This is a genomic window from Micromonospora salmantinae (assembly GCF_022230905.1).
Lineage (GTDB): Bacteria > Actinomycetota > Actinomycetes > Mycobacteriales > Micromonosporaceae > Micromonospora > Micromonospora salmantinae.
The window spans coordinates 59,838-86,004 of sequence record NZ_JAKKFG010000017.1 but is presented as its reverse complement, the minus strand read 5'-3'; the positions used below and the strand labels follow the sequence as shown (position 1 = coordinate 86,004).

The window sequence follows — 26,167 nt, the reverse complement described above, 5'->3', positions numbered from 1 at the left end:
AGGAAACAGCCGCCCCAGGGGCACATTCTTTCCAAGATCTCGTAGAGCGGAGGGCTACTCCGTGCTGGTCGCGGCCTTGCGCGGGGCGGCCTTCTTCGCCGGGGCCTTCTTCGCCGCCGTCGCCTTGGCCGTGGTGGCCTTCTTCGCGGCAGTGGACTTGCTGGCGGCGGCCGTCTTCTTGGTGGCCGTCGCCTTCTTCGCGGGCGCCTTCTTCGCCGCCGCCTTCTTCCGCGGCGCTGGACCCTTCGCCCGCTTCTCGGCCAACATCTCGGACGCTTCCTCGATGGTCAGCGCCTCCGGCGTCTGCCCGCGCCGCAGCGACGCGTTGAACTCCCCGTCGGTCACGTACGGGCCGAACCGGCCGTCCTTGATCACCAACGGCTTCTCGGTCGCCGGGTCCACGCCCATCTCGCGCAACGGCGGTGCTGCGGCTCGCCGTCCACGGGCCTTCGGGGCGGCCAGCAGAGCCAGCGCCTCGTCCAGGCCGACAGTGAACATCTGGTCCTCGGACTCCAGCGAACGGAACTCCTCGCCCCGCTTGACGTACGGGCCGTAGCGACCGTTGTTCGCGAAGACCTCGACGCCGTCCGGCGCGACACCGATCAGCCGGGGAAGGCTGAGCAGCTTGAGCGCCTCCTCCAGAGTCAGCGAGTCCGGGGTCTGCGTACGCAGCAGCGACGACTTCCGCTCGCCGCTGGACACGTACGGGCCGAACCGGCCGGACTTGAGCACGATCGGCTCGCCGGTGCCGGGGTCGTCGCCGAGCTTGCGCTCGCCGCTGCCGCCCAGGAACAGCTCGTGCACCTTCTCCGGGGTCAGCTCGTCCGGGGCCAGGCCCTCGGGGATCGGCGCCCGGTCACCCTGGGTGCCACCCTCCTCGCCCTCACCCGAAGCCGGTGCCGGCTGCTCGCCGCCGGGCAGCTCCCGTTGCAGGTACGGCCCGTAGCGGCCGACCCGCACGACGACCTCGCGGCCGTCGTCGTCGGTGAAGAGCGGGATGGAGTTGACGCTGCGGGCGTCGATGTCGCTGAGGTTCTCGGTGACCAGCTTCTTGAGCCCGCCGGAACGGGCGATGTCCTGGTCGCCGGCACCGTTGGAGCTGCCGAAGTAGAACGCCGTGAGGAAGTCGACCGCCGCGTGGTCACCGCCGGCGATCTCGTCCAGCTCGTTCTCCATGGTGGCGGTGAAGTCGTAGTCGATCAGGCGTGGGTAGTGCCGTTCCATCAGCCCGATCACCGCGAAGGCCAGGAAGGTCGGGATCATCGCCTGGCCGCGCTTGGTGACGTACCCCCGGTCCTGGATCGTCTGCATGATCGACGCGTAGGTGGACGGGCGGCCGATGCCCAGCTCTTCCAGGGCCTTGACCAGCGACGCTTCCGTGTAGCGCGACGGCGGCTGGGTGTGGTGGCCCTGTGCGGCCAGCTCGTCGGCGGTCAGCGGCTGGTCCTTGACCAGGGTGGGCAGCCGGCGCTCGGCGTCCTCGGCCTCGGCGTTCTCGTCGTCGCTGGACTCGACGTAGGCGCGCAGGAAGCCCGGGTCGGTGATGGTCTTGCCGGTCGCGCCGAAGTCGGCTTCCTCCTGCGAGGTGGAGACCGCTCGGATGCGCACCGACACGCTGGAGCCGACCGCGTCGGTCATCTGCGAGGCGATGGTGCGCCGCCAGATCAGCTCGTAGAGCTTGAACTCCTCGGCGGACAGCTCTTTGGCCACCTCGCCCGGGGTACGGAAGTTGTCCCCCGCCGGGCGGATCGCCTCGTGCGCCTCCTGCGCGTTCTTCACCTTGCCGGTGTAGCGGCGCGGCTCCGGCGGAACGCTGCGCTCGCCGTACAGCTCGACGATCTGTCGGCGGGCCGCCGAGATGGCGGTCTCCGACAGGTTGACCGAGTCGGTACGCATATAGGTGATGTAGCCGTTCTCGTACAGGCGCTGCGCGGTGCGCATCGTCTGCTGCGAGGACAGGCGCAGCTTGCGGGCCGCCTCCTGCTGGAGGGTCGAGGTGATGAACGGCGCGTACGGGCGACGGCGGTAGGGCTTCTCCTCGACCCGGGTGACGGTGAACGGCCGCCCCTCCAGCCGGGCCGCGAGCCCCCGGGCGCCACTCTCGTCGAGGTGCACGACGCCAGCGCCGGGCTTCACGCGACCGGTGGTCGGCTCGAAGTCCTTACCGGTGGCGATCCGGTCGCCGTTCAGAGCGATCAGGGTGGCGTTGAACGCACGCGGGCCCTCACCGGCGTTGGCCACCGCGAGGGTGGCCAGAATGTCCCAGTATTCGGCGGTGCGGAAGGCCATCCGCTGCCGCTCCCGCTCGACCACGATGCGGGTCGCCACGGACTGCACCCGGCCTGCCGAGAGCCGCGGCATGACCTTCTTCCACAGCACCGGGGAGACCTCGTAGCCGTACAGGCGGTCGAGGATCCGGCGCGCCTCCTGGGCGTCGACCAGATCGCGGTCGATCTCCCGGGGGTTGGCCACCGCCGCCTGGATCGCCGGCTTGGTGATCTCGTGGAAGACCATCCGCTTGACCGGGACCTTGGGCTTGAGCGTCTCGACCAGGTGCCAGGCGATGGCCTCGCCCTCGCGGTCCTCATCCGTCGCCAGGAAGATCTCGTCGACTTCCTTGGCCAGCTTCACCAGCTTGCTGATCTGCTGCTTACGGTCGGCGGAGACGACGTAGAGCGCCTGGAAGCCGTTGTCGACGTCCACCCCGAGCCGGGCCCAGGGCTCCTTCTTGTACTTGGCCGGCACGTCGGCGGCGTTGCGCGGCAGGTCGCGGACGTGACCGAAGCTGGCCTCCACGACGTACCCCGGGCCAAGGTAGCCCGAGATCGTCTTGGCCTTCGCCGGTGACTCGACGATGACCAGACGGGTGGTTCCAGCGTTGCTCGGCACGTCTCTCCCCGACCTCACTCCTGCTCGTGGCCTGCCGGCGCCCGGACAGCGACCGCTTTCGACCCCGCCGTCGCACCGGCGGTCCGGATGTCCAACGTAACGCGCCGCCCGCGTTTCGGGTTTCGCGGGCCGCAAACCGCTTCGACGCGGTCGTGGACGCCGCCTCGCCGCGCTCGGCACTGCCGGACGGCGCCACCGTACACCGTGGGTAGGGCTCGAAGCGGGTCACTGTGACGATGGCGGACCCATGACCGAGGCCCGACCCGCCCGTTTTCCGCCTGGATCGACCCGCCGGCTGTCCGGCACCGGACACCCGGCCGCCCCACCCCCGGGCCGCCGCCCAACCCCGTCGATCATGGACTTACGGTGGGCGTTTTAACCCCGGAAAGGCAATACGTCCCCCACCACAACTCCATGATCGATCCGGTGAAGGTGGGGTGGATCAGGTTGGCCAGGCGTCGGCAGGCGTCGCGGTCGGCGGCCCGCCGACCAGCTCGGCGAGGCGGGCCAACCGGCGGCGGCCGGCGATCCGGTACGCCGGGCCGCCCTCACCCGGGCCGAGCAGCGTCCCGGCCAGCCCCGCCGAGGCGAGCGCCACACCGATCGGCTCCCAACACTCCTGGTCGTCGGCGCCCAGCCGCAACAGAAAACAGTCCGGAGGCTCCGGCGTCCCGGCGGCGGCGAGCCACAGCCGCAACCGCCGGCCGGTCAGGTGGAACGCGGCCGGCGGGCGTTTCGTCGTACCGTGCAGCCAGGCGGCCGCGAGCGGCTTCAAGACCCGGGTGTACGACGTACGAACGGCGTGTCGCGCGCCCTCGGTCGGCTCCCAGCTCGCCGCCAGCCCACGCGACGCCAACTCGGCGACGAGCACGTGCACCCGCCAGGCGGCGTCCACCTGCACCGAGAGCCGGGCGGTGCCGCCCATCCGGACCACCTCACCCGGCCCGGCGAGCAGCCCGGCCAGATCGGCGACGGTCGGTTCGGCCGCGTCCGCGCCGAAGAAGACAAGTTGCCGGCCCGCGTCGTCACCCTTCTGAGCTGAGCCGTCCTGCGACGGGCGGTTCTGCGGCGCGCCGCCGCGGCGTCGCCCGGGAGTGGGCGTGTCGGACTCGGGCGCGGGGAACAGCGCCGGGGGCGGCTGTGCCTTCCCGGTGTCACCGAGCCCGCTCAGCGACACTCCGGCACCTCGTCGAATGCCTGTTTCAACTCCTCGGAGTTGAGCTTGCTGGTGTCCAGCGCGCTGGCGTCGTACTCCTTGTTGAGGGTCGCCACGGCGGCCCGCACGCCGTCGTAGAAGACGGTCGGCTCGCCCGTGCCCAGGCCGTCGATGGTGTCCCGGGCGCGACCGTACGCGTCCCGCATCTTCCCCAGGGAGTTACGGAAACCAGCGGAGATGGCCTCCCCGTTCTCGGCCTCCGGGATGCCCGCCTTCTCCACCTTGCGGCGCGCGGCCTCGCTGGCCTGCTCCGCCCCGTCGAAGAGCCGCACCAGGTTCTCCTTGGCCTGCGCCGGCGTGGTCTGCGCGGTCATCTGCTCATCGGTGCTGCTGGTCAGCTTGTTGATCTCGGAGCGCCACGGGGTGAGGGCACCGCAGACCGAGGCCGCCCAGGCCCGTGGGCTGGGACCCCCGCCGCAGCCGGCCAGGACGACGATCGTGGCCAGGACCACCGTGAACTTTCCGGCGGCAGACGCCCGGCACGTACGCATGCGTTGCAGCGTACGGCCTTTGGCCAGGTGTGGCATCGGGCCGTTCCTGGATCAGGCGTTTACCGTCTCCGGGCGGTGATCGGTGCTGCCCGCGCCGGTGCTGCCATCGGCGTCCGAGTCGGACATCGCGATGCCCTTGCGCTTGCTGAACACCACCGACGCCACGATGATCAGCGTCGCGGCCAGCGCGATGCCGACCCGCAGGCCGACGTTGCGCTCGTCGCCGACGCTCCAGGCCACCACGGCGGGAGCGATCAGCAGCGAGACCAGGTTCATCACCTTGAGCAGCGGGTTGATCGCCGGGCCGGCGGTGTCCTTGAACGGGTCACCGACGGTGTCGCCGATGACAGTCGCGGCGTGCGCCTCGGAACCCTTGCCGCCGTACGCGCCGTCCTCGACAAGCTTCTTGGCGTTGTCCCAGGCCCCACCGGAGTTGGACAGGAACACCGCCATCAGCGTGCCGGCACCGATCGCACCGGCCAGGTACGCCGCGAGCGCGCCGGGCCCGAGGCCGAAGCCGACAGCGATCGGCGCCAGGATGGCGAGCAGGCCGGGGGTCATCAGCTCGCGCTGCGCGTCCCGGGTGCAGATGTCGACGACCTTGCCGTACTCCGGGCGCTGGGTGCCGTCCATGATGCCGGGCAGCTCACGGAACTGCCGGCGGACCTCCATCACCACGGCACCGGCCGAGCGGGACACCGCGTTGATGGCCAGCCCGGAGAAGAGGAAGACCACCGCCGCGCCGATGATCAGGCCGACCAGGTTGCGCGGGTTCGCCACGTTCAGCGCGTTGAGGATCTCGTTGCCGACGTCGCCCACGCCGGCCGTCGCGTACGCGCTGCTGAGCGTGTCGGTGTACGAGCCGAACAGCGCGGTCGCGGCGAGCACCGCCGTGGCGATCGCGATGCCCTTGGTGATCGCCTTGGTGGTGTTGCCGACCGCGTCCAGCTCGGTCAGCGTGCGAGCGCCGTGCTCGTCGATGTCGCCGGACATCTCGGCGATGCCCTGGGCGTTGTCGGAGATCGGCCCGAAGGTGTCCATCGCGACGATCACGCCGACAGTGGTGAGCAGGCCGGTGCCGGCCAGCGCCACAGCGAACAGCGACAGCGTGATGGAGCTGCCGCCGAGCAGGAAGGCGCCGAAGACGCCGGCGCCGATCAGCAGCGCCGAGTAGACAGCCGACTCCAGGCCGATGCTGATGCCGGCCAGGATCACTGTCGCCGCACCGGTCTGCGAGCTCTTGCCGATGTCCTGCACCGGTCGGCGCTTGGTTTCGGTGAAGTAGCCGGTCAGCGCCTGGATCGCGGCGGCCAGCACGATGCCGATCACGACCGCGCCGATGGCCACCAGTCGCGGGTTGCCGGTGGCGTCGGTGAGGCCACTGTCGAACTCGCCGAACGTCGCCGGCAGGTACGCGTACGCGGCGATCGCCACCAGCACCGCGGAGAGCACCGCAGACAGATAGAAGGCCCGGTTGATCGCGGTCAGGGCGTTACGGTCGGACGCGCGCAGCCGGGTGATGAAGACGCCGACGATCGCGATCAGCACGCCGATGGTGGAGATGATCAGCGGGAAGACCAGGCCCTGCTCGCCGAAGGCGGCGCGGCCGAGGATCAGCGCGGCGACCAGCGTGACCGCGTACGACTCGAACAGGTCGGCGGCCATGCCGGCGCAGTCACCGACGTTGTCGCCCACGTTGTCGGCGATGGTGGCGGCGTTGCGCGGGTCATCCTCGGGGATGCCCTGCTCGACCTTGCCGACCAGGTCGGCGCCGACGTCGGCGGCCTTGGTGAAGATGCCGCCGCCGACCCGCATGAACATCGCGAGCAGCGCGGCGCCGAAGCCGAAGCCCTCCAGCACTGTGGGCGCGTCACCCCGGTAGACGAGGACGACCAGCGCCGCACCGAAGAGGCCGAGGCCGACGGTGAGGAAGCCGACGACGCCGCCGGTCCGGAAAGCGATCTTCATGGCGGCCTCGCGGCCACCTGCTCGCTCCCGCGCGGCGGCGGCCACGCGCAGGTTGGCGCGGGTGGCCAACCACATGCCGGCGCCGCCGATGAACGCGCTGAACAGGGCGCCCACCACGAAGAAGAGCGAACGGCCGATCTTCACGGCCAGCTCACTGCCATCGGTGTCGTGCACCGGAAGCAGGAACAGCAGCACGACGGCGACGACGACGAAGATCGCCAGGGTGCGGAATTGCCGGAGCAGGTAGGCCGAGGCGCCCTCCTGGACCGCCCCCGAGATCTCCTGCATTTTCTCGGTGCCCTTACCAGCGGCCAGCACCGTTTTCGTCAGGGCGGCAGCGAAACCGAGTGCCACCAGCGCGACAACCGCGGCGATGACGACGTAGGTGACATTGCTTCCGGTAAGGGAAAGCCCGCCGCCGTCGGCGGCCAAGGTCTCGGACATCTGTGTCCTCCTGTTACCGAACAATCGCGCCGGTGAGTGGAGACGCACTGACCGACGCCTGGATGCGGACTCGCAAGCGCGCGCCAACCCACCAGCGGACCAGCGATGAACACCCATACCCGCTGGCTGCGGGATAGGTCACTTGCTGACAACCCGGGTACTGTAGCCCTCCGCAGTGTTGGAGGTCACACCCAGGTGGCACCGTGTCGCGATGATCTTCGTCGCTGTGTTATGAAACGAAATCTGATATAGGGCCCCATCCATGCAAAGAAGGCCGCATCCCCGGCAGGGGACGCGGCCTACGCAGCGGAACTGATCAGCGGCCGACGGGCCACACCATCCGTACCTCGGTGCCGATGCCCTCGTCGACCGGGCGCACCTGGAGGTCCTCGACGAAGCCGGCGAGCAGCGCGAAGCCGACGCCGGTGGTCAGCGCCTCATCGGTCAGCGACTCGTTGGCCAATTCGTCCGGCGGCAGCGCGGTCAGACCGATACCCGCCTCGATCGGCGCCCGGTCCACCACCCGCACTGCGTACGAGCCACCGTCGGACATCTCCACCAGCACCGGGTCGGCCAGGCCGTACTGCCGGTGCAGGGCCACCGCGCGCGTGCACGCCTCACCGATGGCCAGGCGCACCTCGTCCAGCAGGTCCTCACGCACCCCGGCCCGCCGGGCGACGGCGACGCCGACCAGGCGGGCGGTGCGCACGTGCACCGGGGCGGGCGAGAAGGAGAGCTTGACTGTCGCCATCACGCGCCGGCGCCCGCCGAGTCGGCGCTGATCGCCGCGTCGACCGTCGGGTGCAGCGGAAACACCTGGTCCAGCGCGGTGATCCGGAAGATCTTGAGCAGCGGTTCCTTGTCGCAGACCAGCGCGAACGAACCGGCGGCCGAGCGGAGCCGCTTGAGCGCGCCGACCAGCACGCCCAGACCGGTGGAGTCGAGGAAGTCCACCCGACCGAGGTCGACCACCACGTGACGGGCGCCACCGTCGATCAGTTCGAGGAGTCGTTCACGGAGCCGGGGCGCGGTGTAGACGTCCACCTCACCACCGACCTCGAGCACCGTGTGCTCTCCCACGGTGCGGGTCGCCAGTGACAGCTCCATCGGTCCTCCTCGCCAGAGCCGTAAACTCTCGTGGGCATCTAACCACTACCGCCGGGACGGCCTGCGGACGCCAGCGGAGGCTTCCCCTTACCCCGGTGTCCGACTTTTCATCTCCGAACACCAGTGCGAGAGTGCAGGGCGTGACCTCCAACGACTTCAGCTCCGCGCGCGGCACGCCGCGCCACGACCTGGAGTCGTCGTCCGCGGCCACCGTATCCGCTGGTCCCGGCCCCGGGCCAGCCCCGGCCGACCTGCTGCGCCGGCTACGCGCCCGGGGCGCCGCCGACCCGGTCACCCACGTCGAGCGGGTGCCGGCCCGCGCCGGGGTGCCCGCGCCGTGGCCGGCGTGGGCACCGGCGGAGTTGCGCACGGCGTTCACCCGACGCGGCGTGGTCGCGCCCTGGCAGCACCAGGCCGAGGCGGCCAACCTGGCGTACGAGGGCCAGCACGTGGTCGTCGCCACCGGCACCGCGTCCGGCAAGTCACTGGCGTACCAGCTGCCCGCCCTGGCCACAGTGCTCGCCGACCCCCGGGCCACGGTGCTCTACCTGGCGCCGACCAAGGCGCTCGCCGCCGACCAACTGCGCGCCGTCGCCGCGCTGGAGCTGGAGGGGGTACGCCCCGCCTGCTACGACGGGGACACTCCGCGCACCGAGCGGGAGTGGATCCGCCGGCACTCCCGGTTCGTGCTGACCAACCCGGACATGCTGCACCACGGCATCCTGCCCGGGCACGCCCAATGGTCCGGCTTCCTGCGCCGACTCGCGTACGTGGTGATCGACGAGTGCCACACCTACCGGGGCGTGTTCGGCTCGCACGTCGCGCACGTGCTGCGTCGGCTGCGCCGGCAGTGCGCCCGGTTCGGGGCCACCCCGGTGTTCGTGCTCGCCTCGGCCACCTCCGGCGACCCGGCCACCGCTGCCGGACGGCTGACCGGCCTGCCGGTGACAGCGGTCACCGAGGACGCCTCCCCCCGTGGCGGGGTGACCTTCGCGCTCTGGGAACCGCCGCTGCTGCCACCCGACTCGTCGGCCTCTTCTCCGGTGCCGCCGCAGGCGACCGGCGAGCACGACGAGCTTCACCAGGTCCGTCGGTCGGCGCTGCGCGAGACCGCGGACCTGCTCGCCGACACGGTCGCCGAGGGGGTACGCACCCTCGCGTTCGTCCGCTCCCGCAAGGGCGCCGAGGTGGTGGCCGCCAACGCGCGTCGAGCGCTGGACGACGCGGTGCCGGGGCTCGGTGACCGGGTGGCCGCCTACCGGGGCGGTTACCTGCGGGAGGAGCGGCGCGAGCTGGAACGGGCCCTGCTGCACGGCGACCTGCTCGGCCTGGCCTCCACCAACGCGCTGGAGCTGGGCGTGGACCTGGTCGGGCTCGACGCGGTGCTGATCTGCGGCTACCCGGGCACCCGGGCGTCACTGTGGCAGCAGGCGGGCCGCGCCGGGCGTTCCGGGCAGGAGGCCCTCGCGGTGCTGGTGGCCCGGGACGACCCCCTGGACACCTACCTGGTGCACCACCCGGAGGCGATCTTCGGCGCGCCGGTGGAGGCGACGGTGCTCGACCCGGCCAACCCGTACGTGCTGGCACCGCAGCTCGCCTGCGCCGCGGTGGAGGCGCCGCTCACCCCGGCCGACCTGGTGCTCTTCGGTGAGGGGGCGAAGGAGGCGGTCGACCAGCTGGTCGCGGCGGGGGCGCTGCGGCAGCGGCCCACCGGTTGGTACTGGCGGCACCGGGAGCGGCCCGAGGTCGACCTGCGCGGCGAGGGCGGCGCCCCGGTCGCCGTGGTGGAGTCGTCGACCGGCCGGCTGCTCGGCACTGTCGACGGCGGCTCGTCGCACTTCCTGCTGCACTCCGGCGCGATCTATCTGCACCAGGGCGTCTCGTACGTGGTCGACCAACTCGACCTGGCCGACGGTTGCGCGCTGGTGCGCGCCGAGGAGCCGGACTGGTCCACCCACGCCCGCGACGTCACCGACGTGTCCGTGGTGTCGGTGCGCTCCTACGTGGACGCCGGGCCGGTCGGCATGTTCCTCGGCGAGGTGGATGTGACCAGCCAGGTGGTGTCGTACCAGCGGCGGCGGATCGCCACCGGCGAGGTGATCGACACCCGACCGCTCGACCTGCCCGCCCGGGAGCTGCGGACGGTGGCGGTCTGGTTCACCCTGTCACCGCAGTCGTTGGCCCTCGCCGGGGTCCAGCCGGCCGACGTGCCGGGTGCGCTGCACGCCGCCGAACACGCCGCGATCGGCCTGCTGCCGCTGATGGCCACCTGCGACCGGTGGGACATCGGTGGGCTCTCCACCGCGCTGCACCCGGACACCGAGGCGCCGACCGTCTTCGTCTACGACGGGCATCCGGGCGGTGCCGGGTTCGCCGAGCGGGCGTACGGAACGGCGGCGGCGTGGCTGCGGGCCACCCGGGACGCGATCGCGGAGTGCGGCTGCGACGCCGGCTGCCCGTCCTGCGTGCAGTCACCGAAGTGCGGCAACGGCAACAACCCGCTCTCCAAGCCGGACGCGATCCGGGTCCTCGACGTGGTGTTGGCGAACCTGCCGGACTGAGCGGCTTGCATGAATCGGCATGGCACGGGGCACAATGATGTGGGAGCGCTTCCATCGATGCCAATGTTGCTGATCGCCCCCCGTGCCCGAGGAGAAGCTGTGGCCGACACCATCGCCGAGACCGTCGACCTGCTCTACACCATCGACCAGGACAATCTCACCCTCGACCAGCAGATCGCGCTGGGGTCGGCACTGGCCGCCCTGGCCCAGGCGGAACGGCTGGAACAGATCAACGAGCGGCTCCGCGGCATCCACCAGGTCCTTAACACCTGGGCGCTGCGGGCCGCGACCTCCGTCGACAGTCGCTGAGGTCTCCCGGAGTGATCCTGCCAGGGCACCAGTGATCACTCCGGGCTGGGTAGTCGTCCGGCGACCTCGACGGCTACCCAGCAGCAACTGATCATGGACAGCGGGGAGGGCGGCACTTGTCGGGCTGTGCGAGACTCCGGCGCACCAACCCCCAGAGGAGTACACATGCAGCTCGACAACTTGCAGGGCCAGCACCAGTTCCACATCCGCCAGCGACTGCGCATGATGGTCAACCAGTACGAGGTCCGGGCGGTCTCCCCCGACGGCACCGAGGGTGAGCTGCTGGCGTTCGCGCAGCAGAAGCGGCTCGCCTTCAAGGAGCAGGTGACCATCTACACGGACGACTCCAAGCAGCAGCCCCTGCTCGGCTTCAAGGCCCGCCAGCGCATCGACCTCGGCGCCACCTACGACGTCACCGACGCGGCCGGCAACCCGATCGGCCTGTTCCGCAAGGACTTCGCCCAGTCGCTGCTGCGGTCCACCTGGCACGTCGAGCAGGGCGGCCTGCCGCAGGTGACGGGCCAGGAGCGCAGCATGCCGGTGGCACTGCTGCGTCGATTCGTCGACTCGCTGTCCTGGCTGCCGTACCACTTCGACTTCACCGCGAACGGCCAGCCGGTCTTCACCGTGGTCAAGAAGTGGGGCCTGCGCGACAAGTACGTCGTCGAGGTGCAGAACCCGCAGATCGACCGTCGCCTGGTCATCGCGATGGCCGTCGCCCTCGACGCGCTCCAGGCCCGCTGACACACCCGGCCCGGACCAGGGCGGCGCGGCGACCCTCCACGGTCGCCGTAGCAGCCACCCAATCCTCGGCTGCCGGCCGGGACCGGGACCTCGACCAGGTCCCGGCCGGCGGGCCGTCGGGCCGCTCTGCTCTGGCCGCGCCCGGCCGGCAGGCCGTTGGACCGCGCTCCCGGGCGGGAGGCCGTCGGGGACCGCGCTCCCGGGCGGGAGGCCGTCGGGGGCCGCGCTCCCGGGCGGGAGGCCGTTGGACCGCACGCCCCTGCCGGCGCGCCGTTGGACCCTCCTCAGGCGCGAGGCCGTTGGTGACTCGGCCCCTGACGGGTCCGGTCTCCCTTTGGAGCTGATGTCGTAAACGCATCACCCTTGATGTCCTAACCGATTCAGCTCCACAGCGCCCACCAATCCCACCAGGGCCGTTGGCTCCTTGAGCAGGCGCCCAGCCAGTGAGGGTCAGCCCCGCACCGGGCCGGCGCGGGCGCTCGCCGCGGCCACCCGGGTCAGGCCGGGTAGTGGCGTGAACGCCACCTCGACCGTCACCAGCACGTCCAACCCGTCGAGGTGGCAGCCGACCAGCCGGCCATCGTTGCGACCGGCGAGGTCAGCGGCGGAGGCGCAGGCCACCGCGTCGCCGTCGAGCGCCCGCGCCGCCCCGGCCAGCGCGCCGAGGTCGGCTGCTACCGCCGCCCGCTGACTCGCCATTCCGGCGGCGACGATGGCGGCACCGAACGTCCCGAACACCACGAAGACGAGCCCCATCGCCAACAGCAGGATCGTCGCGCCACCTCGCTGGCGGTCCGGCCGGCCAGCAACGAGCCCTCCGGCAGCCGGTTCTCGACCGGAGCGGGGTGAGGGATCTCTTCGCACTACCAACTCCCCTCGTGAGTGCCCGGTTCGACGGCGGCGACGGCGGTGGCGACCACTGTGATCCGCGGTAGCCGGCCGCCCAACGTCCGGACGGGTGCCCGTACCGTCGCCTGCACCCGGTCGCCGTCGACGGACACCGAAACCGTCGCGCCCGGCGGCGCCGCACGGCCACCCTCCGCGCTGCCGTCCGCACCCCGGGCTGCGGCGAGCGCAGCCTCCCGGGCCGCGTGCAGGCAGCCCGCCTGTGCGCTGACGGCGTTGACAGCGGTCAGGCCGGCCAGCAGGAGCAGGAGCAGCGCCGGCAGGCCGGCCGCCAGTTCGGCGGTGAAGGACCCCCGGTCCCCGCCAACGGTCCGCGCGAGGACGTGAAGTCTCCGCCCGGCGCGTGCCGCCAGCCCGGGAACACTCGGCCCTGGATCGCGGCCGGCCCGCCGGCGCTCGATCACTTCAGTGCCCGGTCGATGACGGCGGTCAGCGCCGACTGGACGTTGCCGGAGGTCAGCACCTTCAACAGGATCCCGGCGAAGGCGACCGCGGCGAGGGTACCCACGGCGTACTCGGCCGTGTTCATCCCGGCATCGCCGCGCAGGCGAGCGATGAGTTTGCGCATGACTGTTTCCCTTCTCGATGGGTCAGAGCACGTCGCCGAGGACGGCGACGATCACCGGCACGAGTCCGGCGAGAATGAACGCCGGCAGGAAGCAGAGCCCCAGCGGCAGAACGATGAGCACACCCGCCCGGCGGGCCGATGCCTCGGCAGCGGTGGCCCGGTCGGCGCGCAGGTCGTCGGCGAGCCGGGTAAGGGCGCCGGCCAGGGCGGCACCACTGTTGGCCGAGCGCAACGCCGCCGCGGTGAGGCGCTCCGCGCCGGGCACGCCGTCCAGCGCGGACCATGCCTCCGCTGGGCCACCACCAAGCAGCAGCGTGCGGCCAACACGGGCCAACCGGCCGGCGATCGGCCCGTCCAGTGCCTCGGCGACGGCCAACACCGAGCGATCCACCGGCGCACCCGCCCGCATCGCCGCGGCCAGAAGGTCGGCGGCGAGCGGTAGGTCGGCGGCCTCCTGCTGCCGCCGCCTACGCACAGCGGGCGACTCGATCCGCCGCAACAGGACATCGAGCAGGAAGGCGGCCGGAAGAGCGCCGAGCAGCCCGAGCCAGCCCTCGACGACGATGGCCACGGCGAGCCCAGCCAACACCGCCACGAGGCGGATCGCGTCCGGCCGTCGCCGCCTGGTTGAGCTGGGCTGGCTCACTGAGCTGGGCTGGCTCGCCGAGTGGGCTTGGCTCGCCCAGTTGGCTTGGCTCGCTGAGCTGGGCCGGTCGGCTGGGCTGCGCTGGCCGGCCCAGCTGCGTTGCCTCCCGGAGCTAGGTTGGCCGGCGGCGCCGGGCTGGCCGGCTGGGCCTCGGGCCGTCATCCGGCCCGCCCCGGTGTCGCGCCCAGCCGTTCCGTCCAGAGGAGGCCCACGACCTGAAGTGCGACCGCGACTACCGCGCTAGCGCCGCCGATCGTGCTGTGCAGGAGCACCGACATGGGGTCGACGCCGATGGCGTACCCCAGCCCGATCCCGCCAAGCGGCAGGGCCGCCAGTAGCCAGGCCGTGGCCCGGGCACCGGCCGCCTGGGCCGCCGCCGCGGCCAGACCCCGGTCGGTCGCCCGAGCGTCCGCCTCGATCCGCTCCAGAAGCTCCGCCAGCGGCGCACCGGTCCGGTCGGCCAACCGCACCGCCGCCGAGGTCAGCTGACGTAGGCGGCTCGCCCCGTCACTATGGACGGCCGTGACGTCGAGCGTGTGTGGGACGGGCAGGCCGGCCCGCAAATCCGCCGCGAGGCCGCAGAGCTGGTCCAGCCCACGTCGTCGGTCCCGCTCGGCGCTCCGGTTCACTCGCCAACGCAGCGCGGCGCGCACGGCCAGCGTTGCGTACCCGGCCATCGCGACCGCGGCCACCGGACCGCCGACCACGGCACCCACACCGCCACCGAGCAGACCGACCACCGACAGCACGCGGGTCGTCGATCGCGAGATGCGCACCGACGGAGGCGCACCCAGCCTTCTGTCGGTCGGGCTGACGCGCCCGTGGGCGCGGCAATCGACGATCGCGCACCCGTCGGACGCCGCCCCGGCGGACGCGTCGCCCCGACAGCCGGCGTCCAGGTCGCCGTGCCCATCGGCGGTTGCCGGCCCGGAGACCTCGTTCCGACCGGCCGCGTCCACACCGCTGACACCGATCGTGACCGTGGCCGCCGGCCGTTGTTCGACGTCAAGCATGGTGGGGGGCGCTTCCGGGCGGGCGGTGCCGGTCGGGCGTCGGGGATCCCGACGGGCCGGCGGGCGCGTCGGGCCCAACGGACGCGTGAACCTGTCTGCCGCTCCCGGCCACCTCGGGCTGCCGGTGACGTCCCGGTCGGGCCAGCCGAGTGCCGTCCGTCTTCCGTTGGCACCCGCAGTAGTCGCCGACTCGCACGCGACGTCGACCGGATGACCGTTGGTCGGGGCGGTGCCGTCGACCGGCCCGTCCGGCGTGCGACCGAGTTCCCTGATCCACTGCACCAGGGCGTCATCCGGATCGACGCCGCCGGCCCTCCGCCCCGGTGCCAGCACGCGACGTCGACGGGACCGAATGCTCCGCACCGGCCACGCCACCAGGGCAGCGGCGACCAGGAGCAGTGCCGCCACCAGCATCGTCTCGCCGGTCATGCCGGACCCGCCGATCCGGGCCATGGCTCGCTGAGGATGGGCGGCACCGCCACCCCACGCTCCCGCAGCAGCGCCCCGAGGGCACGGGCGGCGAGCCCGAGCCCACTGCCGCGTACCCAGGCGGGCACCACCGTCACCAACCGTTCGGGCCCCTCGGGCAGCAGCAGGCAGACCGACTCCAGGACACGACCCCGGTTGCTTCGTCGCACCTGGAACAGCACCTGCAACGCGGCGGCCACCTGGGCGTGCAGCGCGGCGCGAGGCAGCCCACCCAACATGCCCAGGGCCTCCAACCGGGCCGGCACGTCCGACGGTGTGTTGGCGTGCAGGGTGCCGGCGCCCCCGTCATGGCCGGTGTTGAGCGCGGCCAGGAGATCGACCACCTCACCGCCCCGGCACTCCCCGACGACCAGCCGGTCCGGGCGCATCCGCAACGCCTGTCGGACCAGGTCCGCCAGGCTGACCACGCCCGTGCCCTCCACATTGGCGGTACGCGCCTGGAGCCCCACCACGTGCGGATGCCCCGGGCGCAGCTCGGCGGCGTCCTCCACCAGCACGATCCGTTCGGTGGCCGGCACCATTCCCAGCAACGTGTTGAGCAGTGTCGTCTTGCCTGACCCGGTACCCCCGGTCACCAGGTACGCCAACCGGGCTGCCACGACGGCAGCGAGCAGTGGTGCCAACGGTCGCGGCACGGTCCCCTGGCGTACCAACTCGTCGAGGGTGAACGGCCGGTGCCGGAAGGTCCGCAGGGACAGGTAGGGACCTTCGGTCGCCACCGGCGGCAGCACGGCGTGCAGTCGGGTGCCATCGGGAAGCCGCGCGTCCGCGTACGGGGAGCCGTCGTCGAGCCGCCGCCCCGCGCTGGCGATCAGCCGCTGCGCCAACCGGCGGACGTCCTCCACCGAGCCCACCGGGACGGCGACCTGCTGCAGCCCCGACCCGCGGTCGACCCAGACCCGGGCACCGTTGACGAGGACGTCGGTGACCTCCGGGTCGGCCAGCAGCGGCGCCAACGGCCCGGCGCCGACGAGGTCGTCGCGCACCCGGTCGGCGATCCGCAGCATGGCGGTGTCACCGAGCACTGCGGCGGCGGGCTCGGCCCGTACCGCGGAAACGATGGCCGCCGCGGTGACCGGGGTGGTGGCTGCCGCGATCCGCTGCCGTACCCGGGCGGCGAGCGTGCCATCCTCCGGCCCGGCGGTCATGCCGCACCCGTAGCCGGCACGCCGGTGAGGTCGGTGACGATCCGTTGGCAGAGCGCGGCAAGTGGGCCCTTGCCCCCGGCGGCCGGCGCCTCGCCCCGTTCCAGCCCACGGCAGAGCCCCGGCTCGGGGCGCAGCGTGCCGGCCAAGGGGAGGCCCAGCGCGCGTGCCACCTCGGACGACCGCAACCGCCCTGGCGCAGGCCCGCGCACCACCACCGAGAGCGCAGCGCAGTGCGGGGCGGCTGCGGCCACCACCCGAGTGGCCGCAGCGGTGGCGCGCAACTCGGCCGGCACGACGACGAACGCCTGGTCGGCGGCTTGCAGCGCCACCACTGCCGCATCGTCCAACTGTCGGGGCAGGTCGATCACCACGAAGTCCCGCCCACGCCGGGCCGCGTCGACGGTCGCCGCCATCGCCGTCGGCGGCAACGGCAGCATCTCGCCGCGGTCCCAGGAGAGCACCACGAGATCACCCCGGCTGGGCAGGGCCTGCACCAGCGCCGGGGCGTCCACCCGTCCGTCGGCGCTGGTGAGCGACGGCCAGCGCAGACCCTCCAACTGCTCCCAGCCCAGCACGAGGTCGAGGCCACCACCAAGTGGGTCGGCGTCGACCAGGAGAGTGCGCAGCCGGGCCCGCGCGGCGGTCACCGCAAGACCACCGGCGAGCACACTCGCGCCCGCACCGCCCCGACCCCCAAGGACAGCGACGACCCGGGCGCCGACGCCGGCCGGACGGCCCGGATCATGCTCGGCGAACCGGTCGACCAGCCACGGCTCCGCGGCCGGCAGCGTGGCGACGTGCTCGGCCCCGATCAGCTCGGCGATCTGCCAGCCGGGGTCGAGCTGACCGGCCCGGCCGAGCAGCACCAGCCGGGGCCGCTGCGGCAACCGGGCGCGCAGGCACGCCTGCGCCTGGTCGGCGCCGAGCAGCACCAGGGGTGCGGGAAGCCACCGGGTACGGGCAGCCGCTGGGTCGCGGGCCAACTCCACCTCTGTGCCGCCGACGGCGGCGAGCCGGAGCACATCGTCGAGCAGATCATCGTCGCCGGTGACGACCAGCGGGAGCCGGCGGATCGGCGGAACCGTGGTACGGGGTGGCATCGCGGCCTCCAGCGGTCGGGCTCTGGTATGCCGCCGACAGTGCTCGGAATCCGCCCCACGAGCCGTCGCGATGTCGTCGCCTGTGGACAACCTGGTGGCCTGTGGAAAACCCCCGCTGAGAAAGTTGATCTGCTACGGGCGCGGGCAACTCCGCAGCTAGCGCCGCTGAGCAAAGACAGCGGGGCCGCTCCCAAAAGGAGCGGCCCCGCAAGACGGTGGTCAGCTGGGCTGATTCGACCAGGCGGTATCGAGGATCACCTTGTACGAGCTGATCCGCACGGGCGACAGCGTCAACAGCTCATCGGCGAGCAATTCGCCCGTCTTCGGATCGAAGATCAGAAGGGATTGCTGGTCGTGTTCGCGGTCGTCGAAGGTGACGGCGACTCCTTTGCGGCCGGCACGGTCCGTGACCTGCCCCCGCCAGCGGAAGCCGGGCACGTCGGCCAGGACCCGCAGGACCGCCGCTCGGGTCGCACGCGGTACGACGTACTGCCCGTAGAGCGTGCCGACCCACTTGCTCGCCGCCCCCGCGCCGTACTCGACCTTCAGCCGCTCCCGGAGCTCCGACGGGTCGGCCGACAGTGGCCTGAGCTCCTCGGGCGACAGCGGAATGACGTCCGGTGCGGGGGTGCCGGTGGCTGCTGGCCGCGCAGCGCTCTCGCGCTGCCAGTAGTCCCGAGACTCCTGGTCGGGGTACTGCGGCTCCAGTTGGGTGCTGACCTGGTTGCCGGTCCCGTCGGCGGCCTGCCAGAGCTTCGTCTCGCTGGCGAAGGCCACGTGGTGGCGGCCGTCGGCGGACGTCATCACCGGATCGCCCCACAGCTTCGTGTGGTGATACATGTAGCGGCCGCTCTGGTGGTCGTACGCCGCGTCTTTGATCTTGTCGGCCAGCATGCGCAGCTGCGGGCCGGCGGCCGGCGGATCCGCGTCGAACTGGTACGCGACCGGCACGAGCACCAACCCCGTTGCCGCCGCCGGTTCGCCCGGAGTGTCCGGTGCGTCCCCGCCGAACGGCTGGAGCACCGCCACGGCACCGGCCGCGACCGCCAGCGTCCCGGCCGTCAGGACCAGCCGGCGGGTCGGTCGTACGCGACGACGCCCGGCGACCGTTTCGGTAGCGTCGGCGCGGTCGATCAGCTCGCGCGCCGAGACCAGCGGTGGCCCGACGGCGGCGTTCCGGGCCGGGTCGGCCGGGCCGAGAAGAGTACGGGTGCGCTCTGCTCCGAACATCACAGATCCTCTCGAATGGTCACCAACACCGGGCTACGCCGGGTCTGCGCGGGCCGGTCCGACATCGCTTCGGCAAGACGGCGGCGGGCGCGATGCAGGCGCACCGCGGCGGTCGCCCCGGTGCAGCCGAGAACCTTGGCCGCCTCGGACACCGTCAGCTCCTCCCAGCCGACCAGCCGGAGGATTTCCTGGTCGAGGTCGTTGAGGGTGGCCAGAGCAGTCCAGATGTCGGCGACCCCGACGCTCGTGTCGGCACCCGACGATCCGGCCAGTCGCTCGAGGTCGACATCGGTGGTCGAAAGGAGGTCCGGTGCGGCACGTCGTGACCGCCACTGGTTTGCCAGAAGGCGCCGGGCCACCCCGTACAGCCAGGGCAGGCTGCGCTCCGGCACCTCGACGCGGCGACGCCAGGCGACGACGAAGACCTCCTGGGCAAGCTCCGCGGACGCATCCCGGTCAGCGAGCCGACGCAGACCGTATCGGACTATGTGCTCGTACTCGGCGGCGTAGAGACTGGTGAACCAGCCCTCGTCCCGCTTCTCCGGTGGACCCACCCGAACCCCCATTGCCTCGGCGACTCTCACAGTGGCTTGTGTCGCTGGGGGGCCCGAGGATTACCGGGCGGCCGAGGGCGGGTGCCGCCCAGCGGGAAAACGAGCGCTGCGGTCAGTCGTCGATCGCCTGGTAGACGGTGGTCCAGAAGTCGTGCCACATCGGCAGCCGCTGGTCGCCCGCGTGCGCCCGCTGCATCAACACGATCGTGGTCAGGTCCTCGGCGGGGTCGTTGTACCAGGCTGTGCCGTAGAAGCCGGGCCATCCGTAGCTGCCGACCGAGGGCCCGAGGTGTGTGCGGCGGGTCCGGACCGACATCCCGAAGCCCCAGCCGATGGCGTCGAAGTACCCGGGCCAGAACCCGGAGATGGCCTTCTGCGTCGGGGTCAGGTGGTCGCTCGTCATCAGCGTCACCGCCGGCCGCGACAGCACCCGCTCGCCTCGGTGGGCGCCGCCGGCGAGCAGAGCCGAGGCGAAGGCCAGGTAGTCCTGGGCGGTCGAGACGAGCCCGCCGCCACCGGACTCGAACATCCGCTGTCGACTGAACCGCCCGTCAGGAGCGTCCTCGACAACCGGCTCGCCGGTGGCGGCGTTGTCCTGCTCGTACGCCGTCGCGAAGCGCCCGATGCTCTCGCTACCCACGTGGAAGGCGGTGTCGGCCATTCCCAGCGGCTTGCAGACCCGCTCACGCACCGCATCCCCGAAGGACATGCCGGTGGCCCGGGCGATGAGCACGCCGGTCACGTTGGCGGCGGTGTCGTACATCCAGCGCTCGCCTGGCTGGTGGACGAGCGGAAGGTCACCGAGCTGGCGGATCCACTCGTCCGGCGACTGATATTCGAGTGCGTCCAGCGCGTCGGCGATCGGCACCGTTCCCGGCTCGGCGGGGACCATGCCGGTGCCGAGGGTGCCGTCCAGTACGTCCCGCAGCGTAATCGGGCGTTTCGCCGGGACGGTGTCGTCCAGCGGGCCGTGGGGATCGGCGAGCACTGTCATGTCGGCCAGCTCCGGGAGGAGATCGTCGACCGGGTCGTCAAGGCGAAGGGTGCAGTCCTCGACGAGGGTCATCGCACACGCGGCGACGATCGGCTTCGACATCGAGCCCAGGCGACAGATCGAGTCGATCGCCATCGGCGTCTGCGCCCCTGGGCCGTCGAACGCGAGATGACCCGTTGCCTCGACGTGCACCTCGCCGTGGCGGGCGAGGACGACCACCACGCCCGGGACGAAGCCGGAGTCGACGCGGCGCTCAAGCAACCCTTGCAGCCGAGCCAGCCGCTTCGGCGAGAAACCACCAGCAGCCACCTGTTCCTCCTCGGCTCGTCCCGTCTGCAAATTACACGGCAGGCGGTGATCGCACGGCCCACGACGAGGTGGGGAGGGAAGCCCGTCCGAGCAACACCGCTCAGCACAGGTGTTTCCTGCGGTGGGACGTTTCCAGCTGGTGCTGAACGAGTTGATCGAGGTGGTGCGGGCGGGGAACCCGGTGCCGCTGACGAGGACGGTGAGATCGTGGCGACATGGTGTCGCCTGAGGTGGCAGAGGCTGACCGGCGAGCGCTGAGCTGGTAGACGGGCTACACGAGGCGGCTCGTGTAGCCGGCGTCGATCAGGCGGCTGTAGGCGGCGCGGACTTCGTCGGGGACATGCTGGGGGATGGCAAAGCCGAGTTCGGCGTACCAGTCGATGCGTTGGGTGTCGCCGACAAGCATGTCGATGACCTTCTTGGCGTTGCCGATGCTGGTGACGTAGTCGTCGAGTGTGAGCGGGTGGGACGCGCAGATCACTTTGACGTCGGGCCAGAATTTCTTGCAGGTGGCGTACGCGCGGCGTTGTTGGTAGGGGCGGGACATCAGGATTACCGACTGGGCCTGGACCCGGTGCTCTGCGAGGAGCGCGCGGGTGTACTCGATGTTCTGGCCGGTGTTGGTCGCCTGTGTGTCGATGAGAATCGCATCGGCCGGGACGCGGTGAGCTATGGCGTACTCGCGGTAGTGGACGGCCTCGCCCCGAGGGAAGGTCTCGATGGTGGTCGCGGCGTTAGCTCCGGTGAAGACCAGCGTCGGAAACATCCCTCGGTGGTATAGATCGGTGGCCGCCTTGGCAACTCCGAGGTCGTGACTGCCGAGTCCGATGCCGACGTCTACCGGCCGAATCTCGTGGTGCATGTTGTGGTAGTTCCACAGGCGTTCGACGTCCGCGCGGTGCTCGGCGGGGATGGTCGCGCGAGTCCTCGGCATCGTTAATCCCTCAGTCGGGGATCTTGAAGGTGTACGTCCAGGTGAAGCGGGATGCGGCGTGCACTCCTCGGGCGAACTCGACTGGTCGGCCGCTCTCGGTGAACGTCGTGCGCTGTAGGACCATGACCGGTTCGCCGGCGGGGAGGCGGAGGAGTTGCGTCTCCTCGGGGGTGGGCATCCGGGCGTGGACGGTTTCGGTGATCGTGTCTGGTTCCTGTCCTCGGCCGGTGAGGATAGCGAAGCCTCCGCCTCTGCCGGCCGGCCCTGGTGTCGGATCGACCAGGGATGTTCCTTCCACGTCTTCGGGCCGGTAGTAGCTGGTCAGAGTGTGGGTGGGAACCTCGGCTTCCTTGACCAGGCGAGTGCGTTCGTAGACGGGCGCTCCGGTTGCCAGTCCGAGCGCGTCCGCGGTTTCGGCGTCCGCCTTCGTCAGGCGCACCTCGTTGGTTTGGTCTCCTGGCGCCCATGCGCGGCCGGTAGCTTCACGATCGGCGGCGAACGCGACCAGCCCTGACTTCCACTTGCTCTTGGCGTAGCGATCGGTACCGAGTCGCTTCATGGCCATGCGTGGCCGGACCACGGTGCCGCGCCGGCGGACGGGCGTGACGAGTCCTTCGGCTTCGAGAAGTCGCACTGCTTGCCGGACAGTGTTGATGTTGACTCCGTGCTCCGCGGCGATCTCGTCCTGCTTCGGCAGGGTGCTGCCTTCGGCGTAGTCGCCGCGCTGGATGGCTTCGCGCAGGAGCGCAGCGAGATCCCGGTACCCGATGCCCATCGCTCCTCCTGGCCGCGTGCTGCGTAGAGCCATCTCTATCAGCAAGTATGCCTCACTCGCGAACATTAGAACTAGCTCTATTGACAACGGGACATGCGATCGGGTCATATAGAGCTAGTTCTAATGCCTGGTGGGTGGGAGATTGTGATGCATGGTGCTACGGAAGTTTCGGACACATCCGGACCACCCCCGGTTCAGCTTGCTGACTCCCACACCTCATGGCTCCAGGCGCTGTCAAGGTTGGCGGCACCTGCTCGCCGCGCTCCGGCAGGGCGCGGAAGTTCGTCCGCCAGCGGGGTGACCTTTATGCCATCGGGCAGGCATCTTCCACGGGCTGGCAGCTCGTGCGGCGTCCGCGCCGGGACTGCGCGGTCTCCGGTCGCGGCGACTTGCTGAGGCCGGCCCGGGGTGAGTGCTGGCCTGGGACCGCGAACCGAACGACGGCCTGTGAATGGTCCGCCCGCCTCGGCGCTGCGCACACCGACGCCACGCCGGCCAGGTGTCCCCGTTCCGGGGGACCTGGTGCTGATTGACAGTCGGGCGTCGGTGCAGTTCGGCGGTGATCGGGCTCTGTGGTTACGGGTGAGCTCGGTCTGCGACAAGCCGACGTACCACGGCTGGGTGTGGCTGACCGGCTACTCCATCGACCTGGCCACCGGTAAGGCCCTGGCACGGCGGGAGGTCTTCGCCCAGATCACCGGTCTCCAGATCCAGCAACACAGGACCGACAGCGCGCCGCCTCTCAGAAACACGGCGCCAACGACGAGGAGACGCGGTGTTTGACGTTCGGGTACGACTCGGCGCGGTGCTGGACATCGACGCGGTCCCCCGTCGGGGGGATGCGGGCACAACCTGCCGGCCGCTGCCAACTGGTGGCGGCCCTCGTCGACGAGCAGGTGCCAGGCGTCGTCGGTTCACGTTCCGGCTAGGCCCGCATCGAGGCTCGCGCTGCCTTCTTGCTGCCTCGGCTGCCTCACGCCTCGCGCCTCGCGCCGCGCGCCTCGCGTGCAAGTTCTGGGCGCACGCCACGATGGGTGGGCCGCCCCTGTCTGCCGCGATTGATCTTTCGGTCCATCTCTCGTAGTACCATGTGTTCGGCACCGTCCGGTTGTTCGGTGCCGAACACTCAGGAGAGCATCCCGAGCGGTTCGGAGATGAAGAACAGCAGCGTGATCAGCAGTGTCGCCACTGCGGTGGCGACAAGGAGCGGTTCAGCCCACTCCTTGCGTTTGCGCACCATAAACAGGACAAGTGTGAAGACGGCAACCAACATGATCCATCGAGCGTCGACCAGCACGGCTGGGACATCCTTCCTTGAGGGCAAGCAAGGCCGGAGGGCGCGACCGTTCGGCCAGCCCGAATGTTCGGCGAACGGACCGTACATCACCGAACGCTTCGACGGCAACGTGGTAGGAAAGGTGATTTACCGTGCCAGAAACTCACTTTACGGACACGCCCGGTCCTGGCCGGTCCGCAACGCTCGCCGAACTGGCAGACGACCTGGGAGTCGATCAAGAGCGAGTGAGGGCGGCGCTTGAGCAACTGGGCATCGAGGTGAAGTCTTCGGAGATGCGGCTGGTGCCGGCGCTCGCGCGACGAGTAAGAAGTGCCCTTCGCGCGTCAGAGCATGGCTCGCCGGCGGCCGATTTGGGACGTGAGTCTAAGAATGCCTTTGTGCCGTCTCTCGATTCAAACTCCTCTGCGCGAATTCAGTTGGCGCGCGCGCTGCGTTCTTTGCGTGGCAACGAGGGTGTGACGCTCAGGGCGGTTGCGGAAAAAATCGGCTACAGCCCGTCCTCGTTAAGCGCCGCTGAAACCGGATCCAGTATCCCTCGATGGAGTCTTGTCGAAAAGCTCGTTCGGCAGCTCAACGGCGACATTGCCGTGTTCAAAAGGTTGCATGAAGCAGCGCTTTACGAGAGCGGCGCAAGCCATCTTGTTCCGCTTTCTGCGGGCGGCGAACACGTAATCCAGAACAATATGCTGGCAACTGACAGTCGGTCTCATGCAATGATTGCAGGTGGTCAGCGGGCTTCAATGCTCTCCGCCTATATCGAGGATCAAGTTCCTCATACCGTTCTCAGCGCGTTCGCCTCCGCTTGGTCTGCCAAGCGAGATTCCCGGTTTGACACCGTCCTGGTGCTTACTAGATGGGTCGTTGAAGCGGTCTGCGCGGACAGAGGCTTGGGCGACGTTACTGCGGGACGAGGCATCCGTCGATTGAAGGAGTCCCAACACATCGATGAGCGACTTGCCGGCTGGGGGACGGACGTTGTGCATATGGCAAATAGCGTGGCTCACGGCGCTCGGCCGGTAGTCAACTATGAAGACGCTGAAAGCGCTTTGGCTTTCGCGGCCGCATTGCTTGCTCAAGTTTATTTGATCAATGAGCAGTTGGGGGAATTCGCTAGTTGGCCACGTCATGGCTAGCGCCGTCTGTTGTCAAGTAGAAGTTGACTGGATTTAAGCCTGCGGGTGCGATACGAGGTCGTGGTGGGGATGCGGCGTGAGCATCACGGGCAGGCCCCGCCTGCCGGCAACGCCGGCCCGAGGGGTCGCAGAGGCTCCGGGGTCAAGGGCGGCCCGTAGGGCTGTCGCGCAGCGATGCGAAGCACCCTTGAGGTCGGAGGGGCGGCCCCGCATCCTTCACGCCGCATCCCCACCACGACCGGCGGTGACTCGCTCTAAGGCGCGGCGGTGGGACGGCCGCCGCGCCTTGGCCGGCTGCCGACTCACGAGCCTCCACCACATTCGCCGCTACCGTCTACGGCGGCCTCGGGCTTTCCGCCTTCCGCGCCAGCCGCCGGGCGTTCTGCGTGGCCGGAGTCGGAGCGCCAGCGGAGCGACAGACGCGCGCCCTGGCGGCGGCGCGGGCGGCCCGTTCAGGGCCGCTTTGATAGACGTACAGAAAGTCCTCCCACGCCGGCCGGTAGCTGGCAGCCCGACATCGCCGGCAGCCGGCTGGCGGGCAGTCGCGCAGCTCCTACGACCCGTACTGGTCGAGCTGATTGCGCTCGTTCGCGGTCCGCAACGACGCCGACCAACGTCCGGCAACATCAACTCCCACCGCAAGTTGGCCCGCATCAGCCTCCCTTCGGCGACGCACCCCCATCTGCTTGTTAACCCAGCGGTTGATATGCGGGAAGGGCCCTCCTCCAGCAGAGGCAATCTGACCGACGAGTCGCTGTAGCTCCGCAGCGACACCTCTATCCCGCGGATCTTGCTCAGGCGGCGCTTCATCGATCAACACCTTCCCGCACTCTTCGCATACTCCGAATAGGTACGGTGCCTCGGCTGCTCCGCAGTGCACGCAGATAGGAAGATCGCAGGCGTCACACAGGCCAGTTGCACTGTCTGAGTGGTCATGGAACTCGCCCGGGTACGCATCGTCCCACGCCTGGGCCTGGGTGATGCAACGGCCGAGGCACGTTGGTCCTGGCGGCCGACTCATTACCGCAAGCCCCGCCACACATTCTCTGCACCGCCCAGCCTCGTACTCGACAGGCTCCACCTGGCAGTCGGCGCAGACCGGCAGAGAACACCCGATGCAGGACACCATCGATGCTGAACCGATTTCTAAGACTTGGTACTCCGACTGGCATCCATCAAGGCAGGGCCAGCGGACAAACCACCACTCCCGCTCGATTCGCTCTTCCTCTGAAAGGCATGAGGCTTCAGCGAGGGCGAACTCCGAAGTCAGCAAGCGTGGAGCACGAGCCACGACCCCTGTGTACCGCTCGTCTAGGTCAACCATCCGCTGTCGGTTGGCACG

24 protein-coding genes are annotated in these 26,167 nt (G+C 70.4%); 5 read left to right on the top strand and 19 right to left on the bottom strand.

The genetic code is table 11. The annotated features are described in order from the left end of the window. Positions 1–54: 54 nt before the first annotated feature. The 6 genes from topA to PSH03_RS15125 form a co-directional block, all read right to left on the bottom strand. Entirely contained in the window at positions 55–2,889 is a 2,835-nt protein-coding gene (gene topA / locus PSH03_RS15150; protein ID WP_238689505.1) for a type I DNA topoisomerase, read from the bottom strand. A gap of 442 nt (positions 2,890–3,331) precedes the next feature. Continuing rightward, positions 3,332–4,066, bottom strand: a complete 735-nt coding sequence (locus tag PSH03_RS15145; RefSeq protein ID WP_210783981.1) for a hypothetical protein — start codon at positions 4,064–4,066, stop codon at positions 3,332–3,334. After that, positions 4,057–4,596: a hypothetical protein gene (locus tag PSH03_RS15140; protein WP_210783982.1), complete on the bottom strand. Its 540-nt coding sequence runs from the start codon at positions 4,594–4,596 to the stop codon at positions 4,057–4,059. The genes PSH03_RS15145 and PSH03_RS15140 overlap by 10 nt, the downstream gene beginning before the upstream one ends. Before the next feature lie 51 nt (positions 4,597–4,647). Continuing rightward, on the bottom strand, positions 4,648–7,008 hold the full coding sequence (locus tag PSH03_RS15135) for a sodium-translocating pyrophosphatase (RefSeq protein ID WP_238689504.1): 2,361 nt from the start codon (positions 7,006–7,008) through the stop codon (positions 4,648–4,650). A 316-nt stretch (positions 7,009–7,324) separates the two neighbouring features. Continuing rightward, positions 7,325–7,762 (bottom strand): ATP-binding protein, encoded by a 438-nt coding sequence (locus PSH03_RS15130; protein WP_030334228.1) that lies wholly within the window; start codon positions 7,760–7,762, stop codon positions 7,325–7,327. Beyond that, the gene (locus tag PSH03_RS15125; protein WP_210783984.1) at positions 7,759–8,115 is read right to left on the bottom strand and encodes an STAS domain-containing protein; all 357 of its coding nucleotides are present in this window, start codon (positions 8,113–8,115) and stop codon (positions 7,759–7,761) included. The genes PSH03_RS15130 and PSH03_RS15125 overlap by 4 nt, the downstream gene beginning before the upstream one ends. Positions 8,116–8,303: 188 nt before the next feature. On the opposite strand from PSH03_RS15125, the gene PSH03_RS15120 reads away from it, so the two are divergent. The 3 genes from PSH03_RS15120 to PSH03_RS15110 all read left to right on the top strand — a co-directional run bounded on the left by PSH03_RS15120 (position 8,304) and on the right by PSH03_RS15110 (position 11,729). Then, positions 8,304–10,676, top strand: a complete 2,373-nt coding sequence (locus PSH03_RS15120; RefSeq protein ID WP_255750665.1) for a DEAD/DEAH box helicase — start codon at positions 8,304–8,306, stop codon at positions 10,674–10,676. Positions 10,677–10,775: 99 nt separating this feature from the next. Next, a complete protein-coding gene (locus PSH03_RS15115; RefSeq protein ID WP_030334221.1) occupies positions 10,776–10,985 on the top strand; it encodes a hypothetical protein in 210 nt (69 codons plus the stop codon). Positions 10,986–11,150: 165 nt separating this feature from the next. Next, the gene (locus tag PSH03_RS15110) at positions 11,151–11,729 is read left to right on the top strand and encodes an LURP-one-related family protein (RefSeq protein ID WP_210783986.1); all 579 of its coding nucleotides are present in this window, start codon (positions 11,151–11,153) and stop codon (positions 11,727–11,729) included. A 450-nt stretch (positions 11,730–12,179) separates the two neighbouring features. On the opposite strand, the gene PSH03_RS15105 is transcribed toward PSH03_RS15110, so the two are convergent. The 12 genes from PSH03_RS15105 to PSH03_RS15050 form a co-directional block, all read right to left on the bottom strand. Further along, positions 12,180–12,593 carry an Rv3654c family TadE-like protein gene (locus PSH03_RS15105; protein ID WP_308194383.1) on the bottom strand — a complete coding sequence of 138 codons (414 nt, stop codon included), beginning with the start codon at positions 12,591–12,593 and terminating at the stop codon, positions 12,180–12,182. Next, positions 12,593–12,988, bottom strand: a complete 396-nt coding sequence (locus PSH03_RS15100) for a TadE family type IV pilus minor pilin (RefSeq protein WP_238689531.1) — start codon at positions 12,986–12,988, stop codon at positions 12,593–12,595. The genes PSH03_RS15105 and PSH03_RS15100 overlap by 1 nt, the downstream gene beginning before the upstream one ends. A gap of 47 nt (positions 12,989–13,035) precedes the next feature. Then, positions 13,036–13,203, bottom strand: a complete 168-nt coding sequence (locus PSH03_RS15095; protein WP_081883916.1) for a DUF4244 domain-containing protein — start codon at positions 13,201–13,203, stop codon at positions 13,036–13,038. A 22-nt stretch (positions 13,204–13,225) separates the two neighbouring features. Then, positions 13,226–13,849: a type II secretion system F family protein gene (locus PSH03_RS15090; RefSeq protein WP_238689502.1), complete on the bottom strand. Its 624-nt coding sequence runs from the start codon at positions 13,847–13,849 to the stop codon at positions 13,226–13,228. A 158-nt stretch (positions 13,850–14,007) separates the two neighbouring features. Then, complete coding sequence (locus tag PSH03_RS15085; protein WP_238689501.1) at positions 14,008–15,315, bottom strand: type II secretion system F family protein; 1,308 nt, start codon at positions 15,313–15,315, stop codon at positions 14,008–14,010. Continuing rightward, the gene (locus PSH03_RS15080) at positions 15,288–16,499 is read right to left on the bottom strand and encodes a TadA family conjugal transfer-associated ATPase (protein WP_238689500.1); all 1,212 of its coding nucleotides are present in this window, start codon (positions 16,497–16,499) and stop codon (positions 15,288–15,290) included. Before PSH03_RS15080 ends, PSH03_RS15085 begins: the two co-directional genes overlap by 28 nt. Further along, a complete protein-coding gene (ssd, locus tag PSH03_RS15075) occupies positions 16,496–17,599 on the bottom strand; it encodes a septum site-determining protein Ssd (RefSeq protein ID WP_238689499.1) in 1,104 nt (367 codons plus the stop codon). The genes PSH03_RS15080 and ssd overlap by 4 nt, the downstream gene beginning before the upstream one ends. Positions 17,600–17,818: 219 nt before the next feature. Next, positions 17,819–18,829 (bottom strand): CU044_5270 family protein, encoded by a 1,011-nt coding sequence (locus PSH03_RS15070; protein WP_238689498.1) that lies wholly within the window; start codon positions 18,827–18,829, stop codon positions 17,819–17,821. Next, positions 18,829–19,383, bottom strand: coding sequence for an RNA polymerase sigma factor (locus PSH03_RS15065; protein WP_238689497.1), 555 nt, complete (start codon positions 19,381–19,383; stop codon positions 18,829–18,831). The genes PSH03_RS15070 and PSH03_RS15065 overlap by 1 nt, the downstream gene beginning before the upstream one ends. 112 nt (positions 19,384–19,495) lie before the next feature. Next, a complete protein-coding gene (locus PSH03_RS15060; protein WP_238689496.1) occupies positions 19,496–20,686 on the bottom strand; it encodes a serine hydrolase domain-containing protein in 1,191 nt (396 codons plus the stop codon). Positions 20,687–20,957: 271 nt separating this feature from the next. After that, the gene (locus PSH03_RS15055) at positions 20,958–21,620 is read right to left on the bottom strand and encodes a YdcF family protein (RefSeq protein WP_238689495.1); all 663 of its coding nucleotides are present in this window, start codon (positions 21,618–21,620) and stop codon (positions 20,958–20,960) included. A gap of 10 nt (positions 21,621–21,630) precedes the next feature. After that, positions 21,631–22,395: a GntR family transcriptional regulator gene (locus tag PSH03_RS15050; RefSeq protein WP_238689494.1), complete on the bottom strand. Its 765-nt coding sequence runs from the start codon at positions 22,393–22,395 to the stop codon at positions 21,631–21,633. A gap of 522 nt (positions 22,396–22,917) precedes the next feature. Between PSH03_RS15050 and PSH03_RS15045 the strand changes: the two genes are divergently transcribed. Then, positions 22,918–23,178, top strand: coding sequence for a hypothetical protein (locus PSH03_RS15045; RefSeq protein ID WP_238689493.1), 261 nt, complete (start codon positions 22,918–22,920; stop codon positions 23,176–23,178). A gap of 343 nt (positions 23,179–23,521) precedes the next feature. On the opposite strand, the gene PSH03_RS15040 is transcribed toward PSH03_RS15045, so the two are convergent. Continuing rightward, positions 23,522–23,692 carry a hypothetical protein gene (locus PSH03_RS15040; protein WP_238689492.1) on the bottom strand — a complete coding sequence of 57 codons (171 nt, stop codon included), beginning with the start codon at positions 23,690–23,692 and terminating at the stop codon, positions 23,522–23,524. A gap of 131 nt (positions 23,693–23,823) precedes the next feature. Here PSH03_RS15040 and PSH03_RS15035 point away from each other — a divergent pair, with 131 nt between their 5' ends. Continuing rightward, a complete protein-coding gene (locus tag PSH03_RS15035; RefSeq protein WP_238689491.1) occupies positions 23,824–24,825 on the top strand; it encodes a helix-turn-helix domain-containing protein in 1,002 nt (333 codons plus the stop codon). Positions 24,826–26,167 lie beyond the last annotated feature (1,342 nt).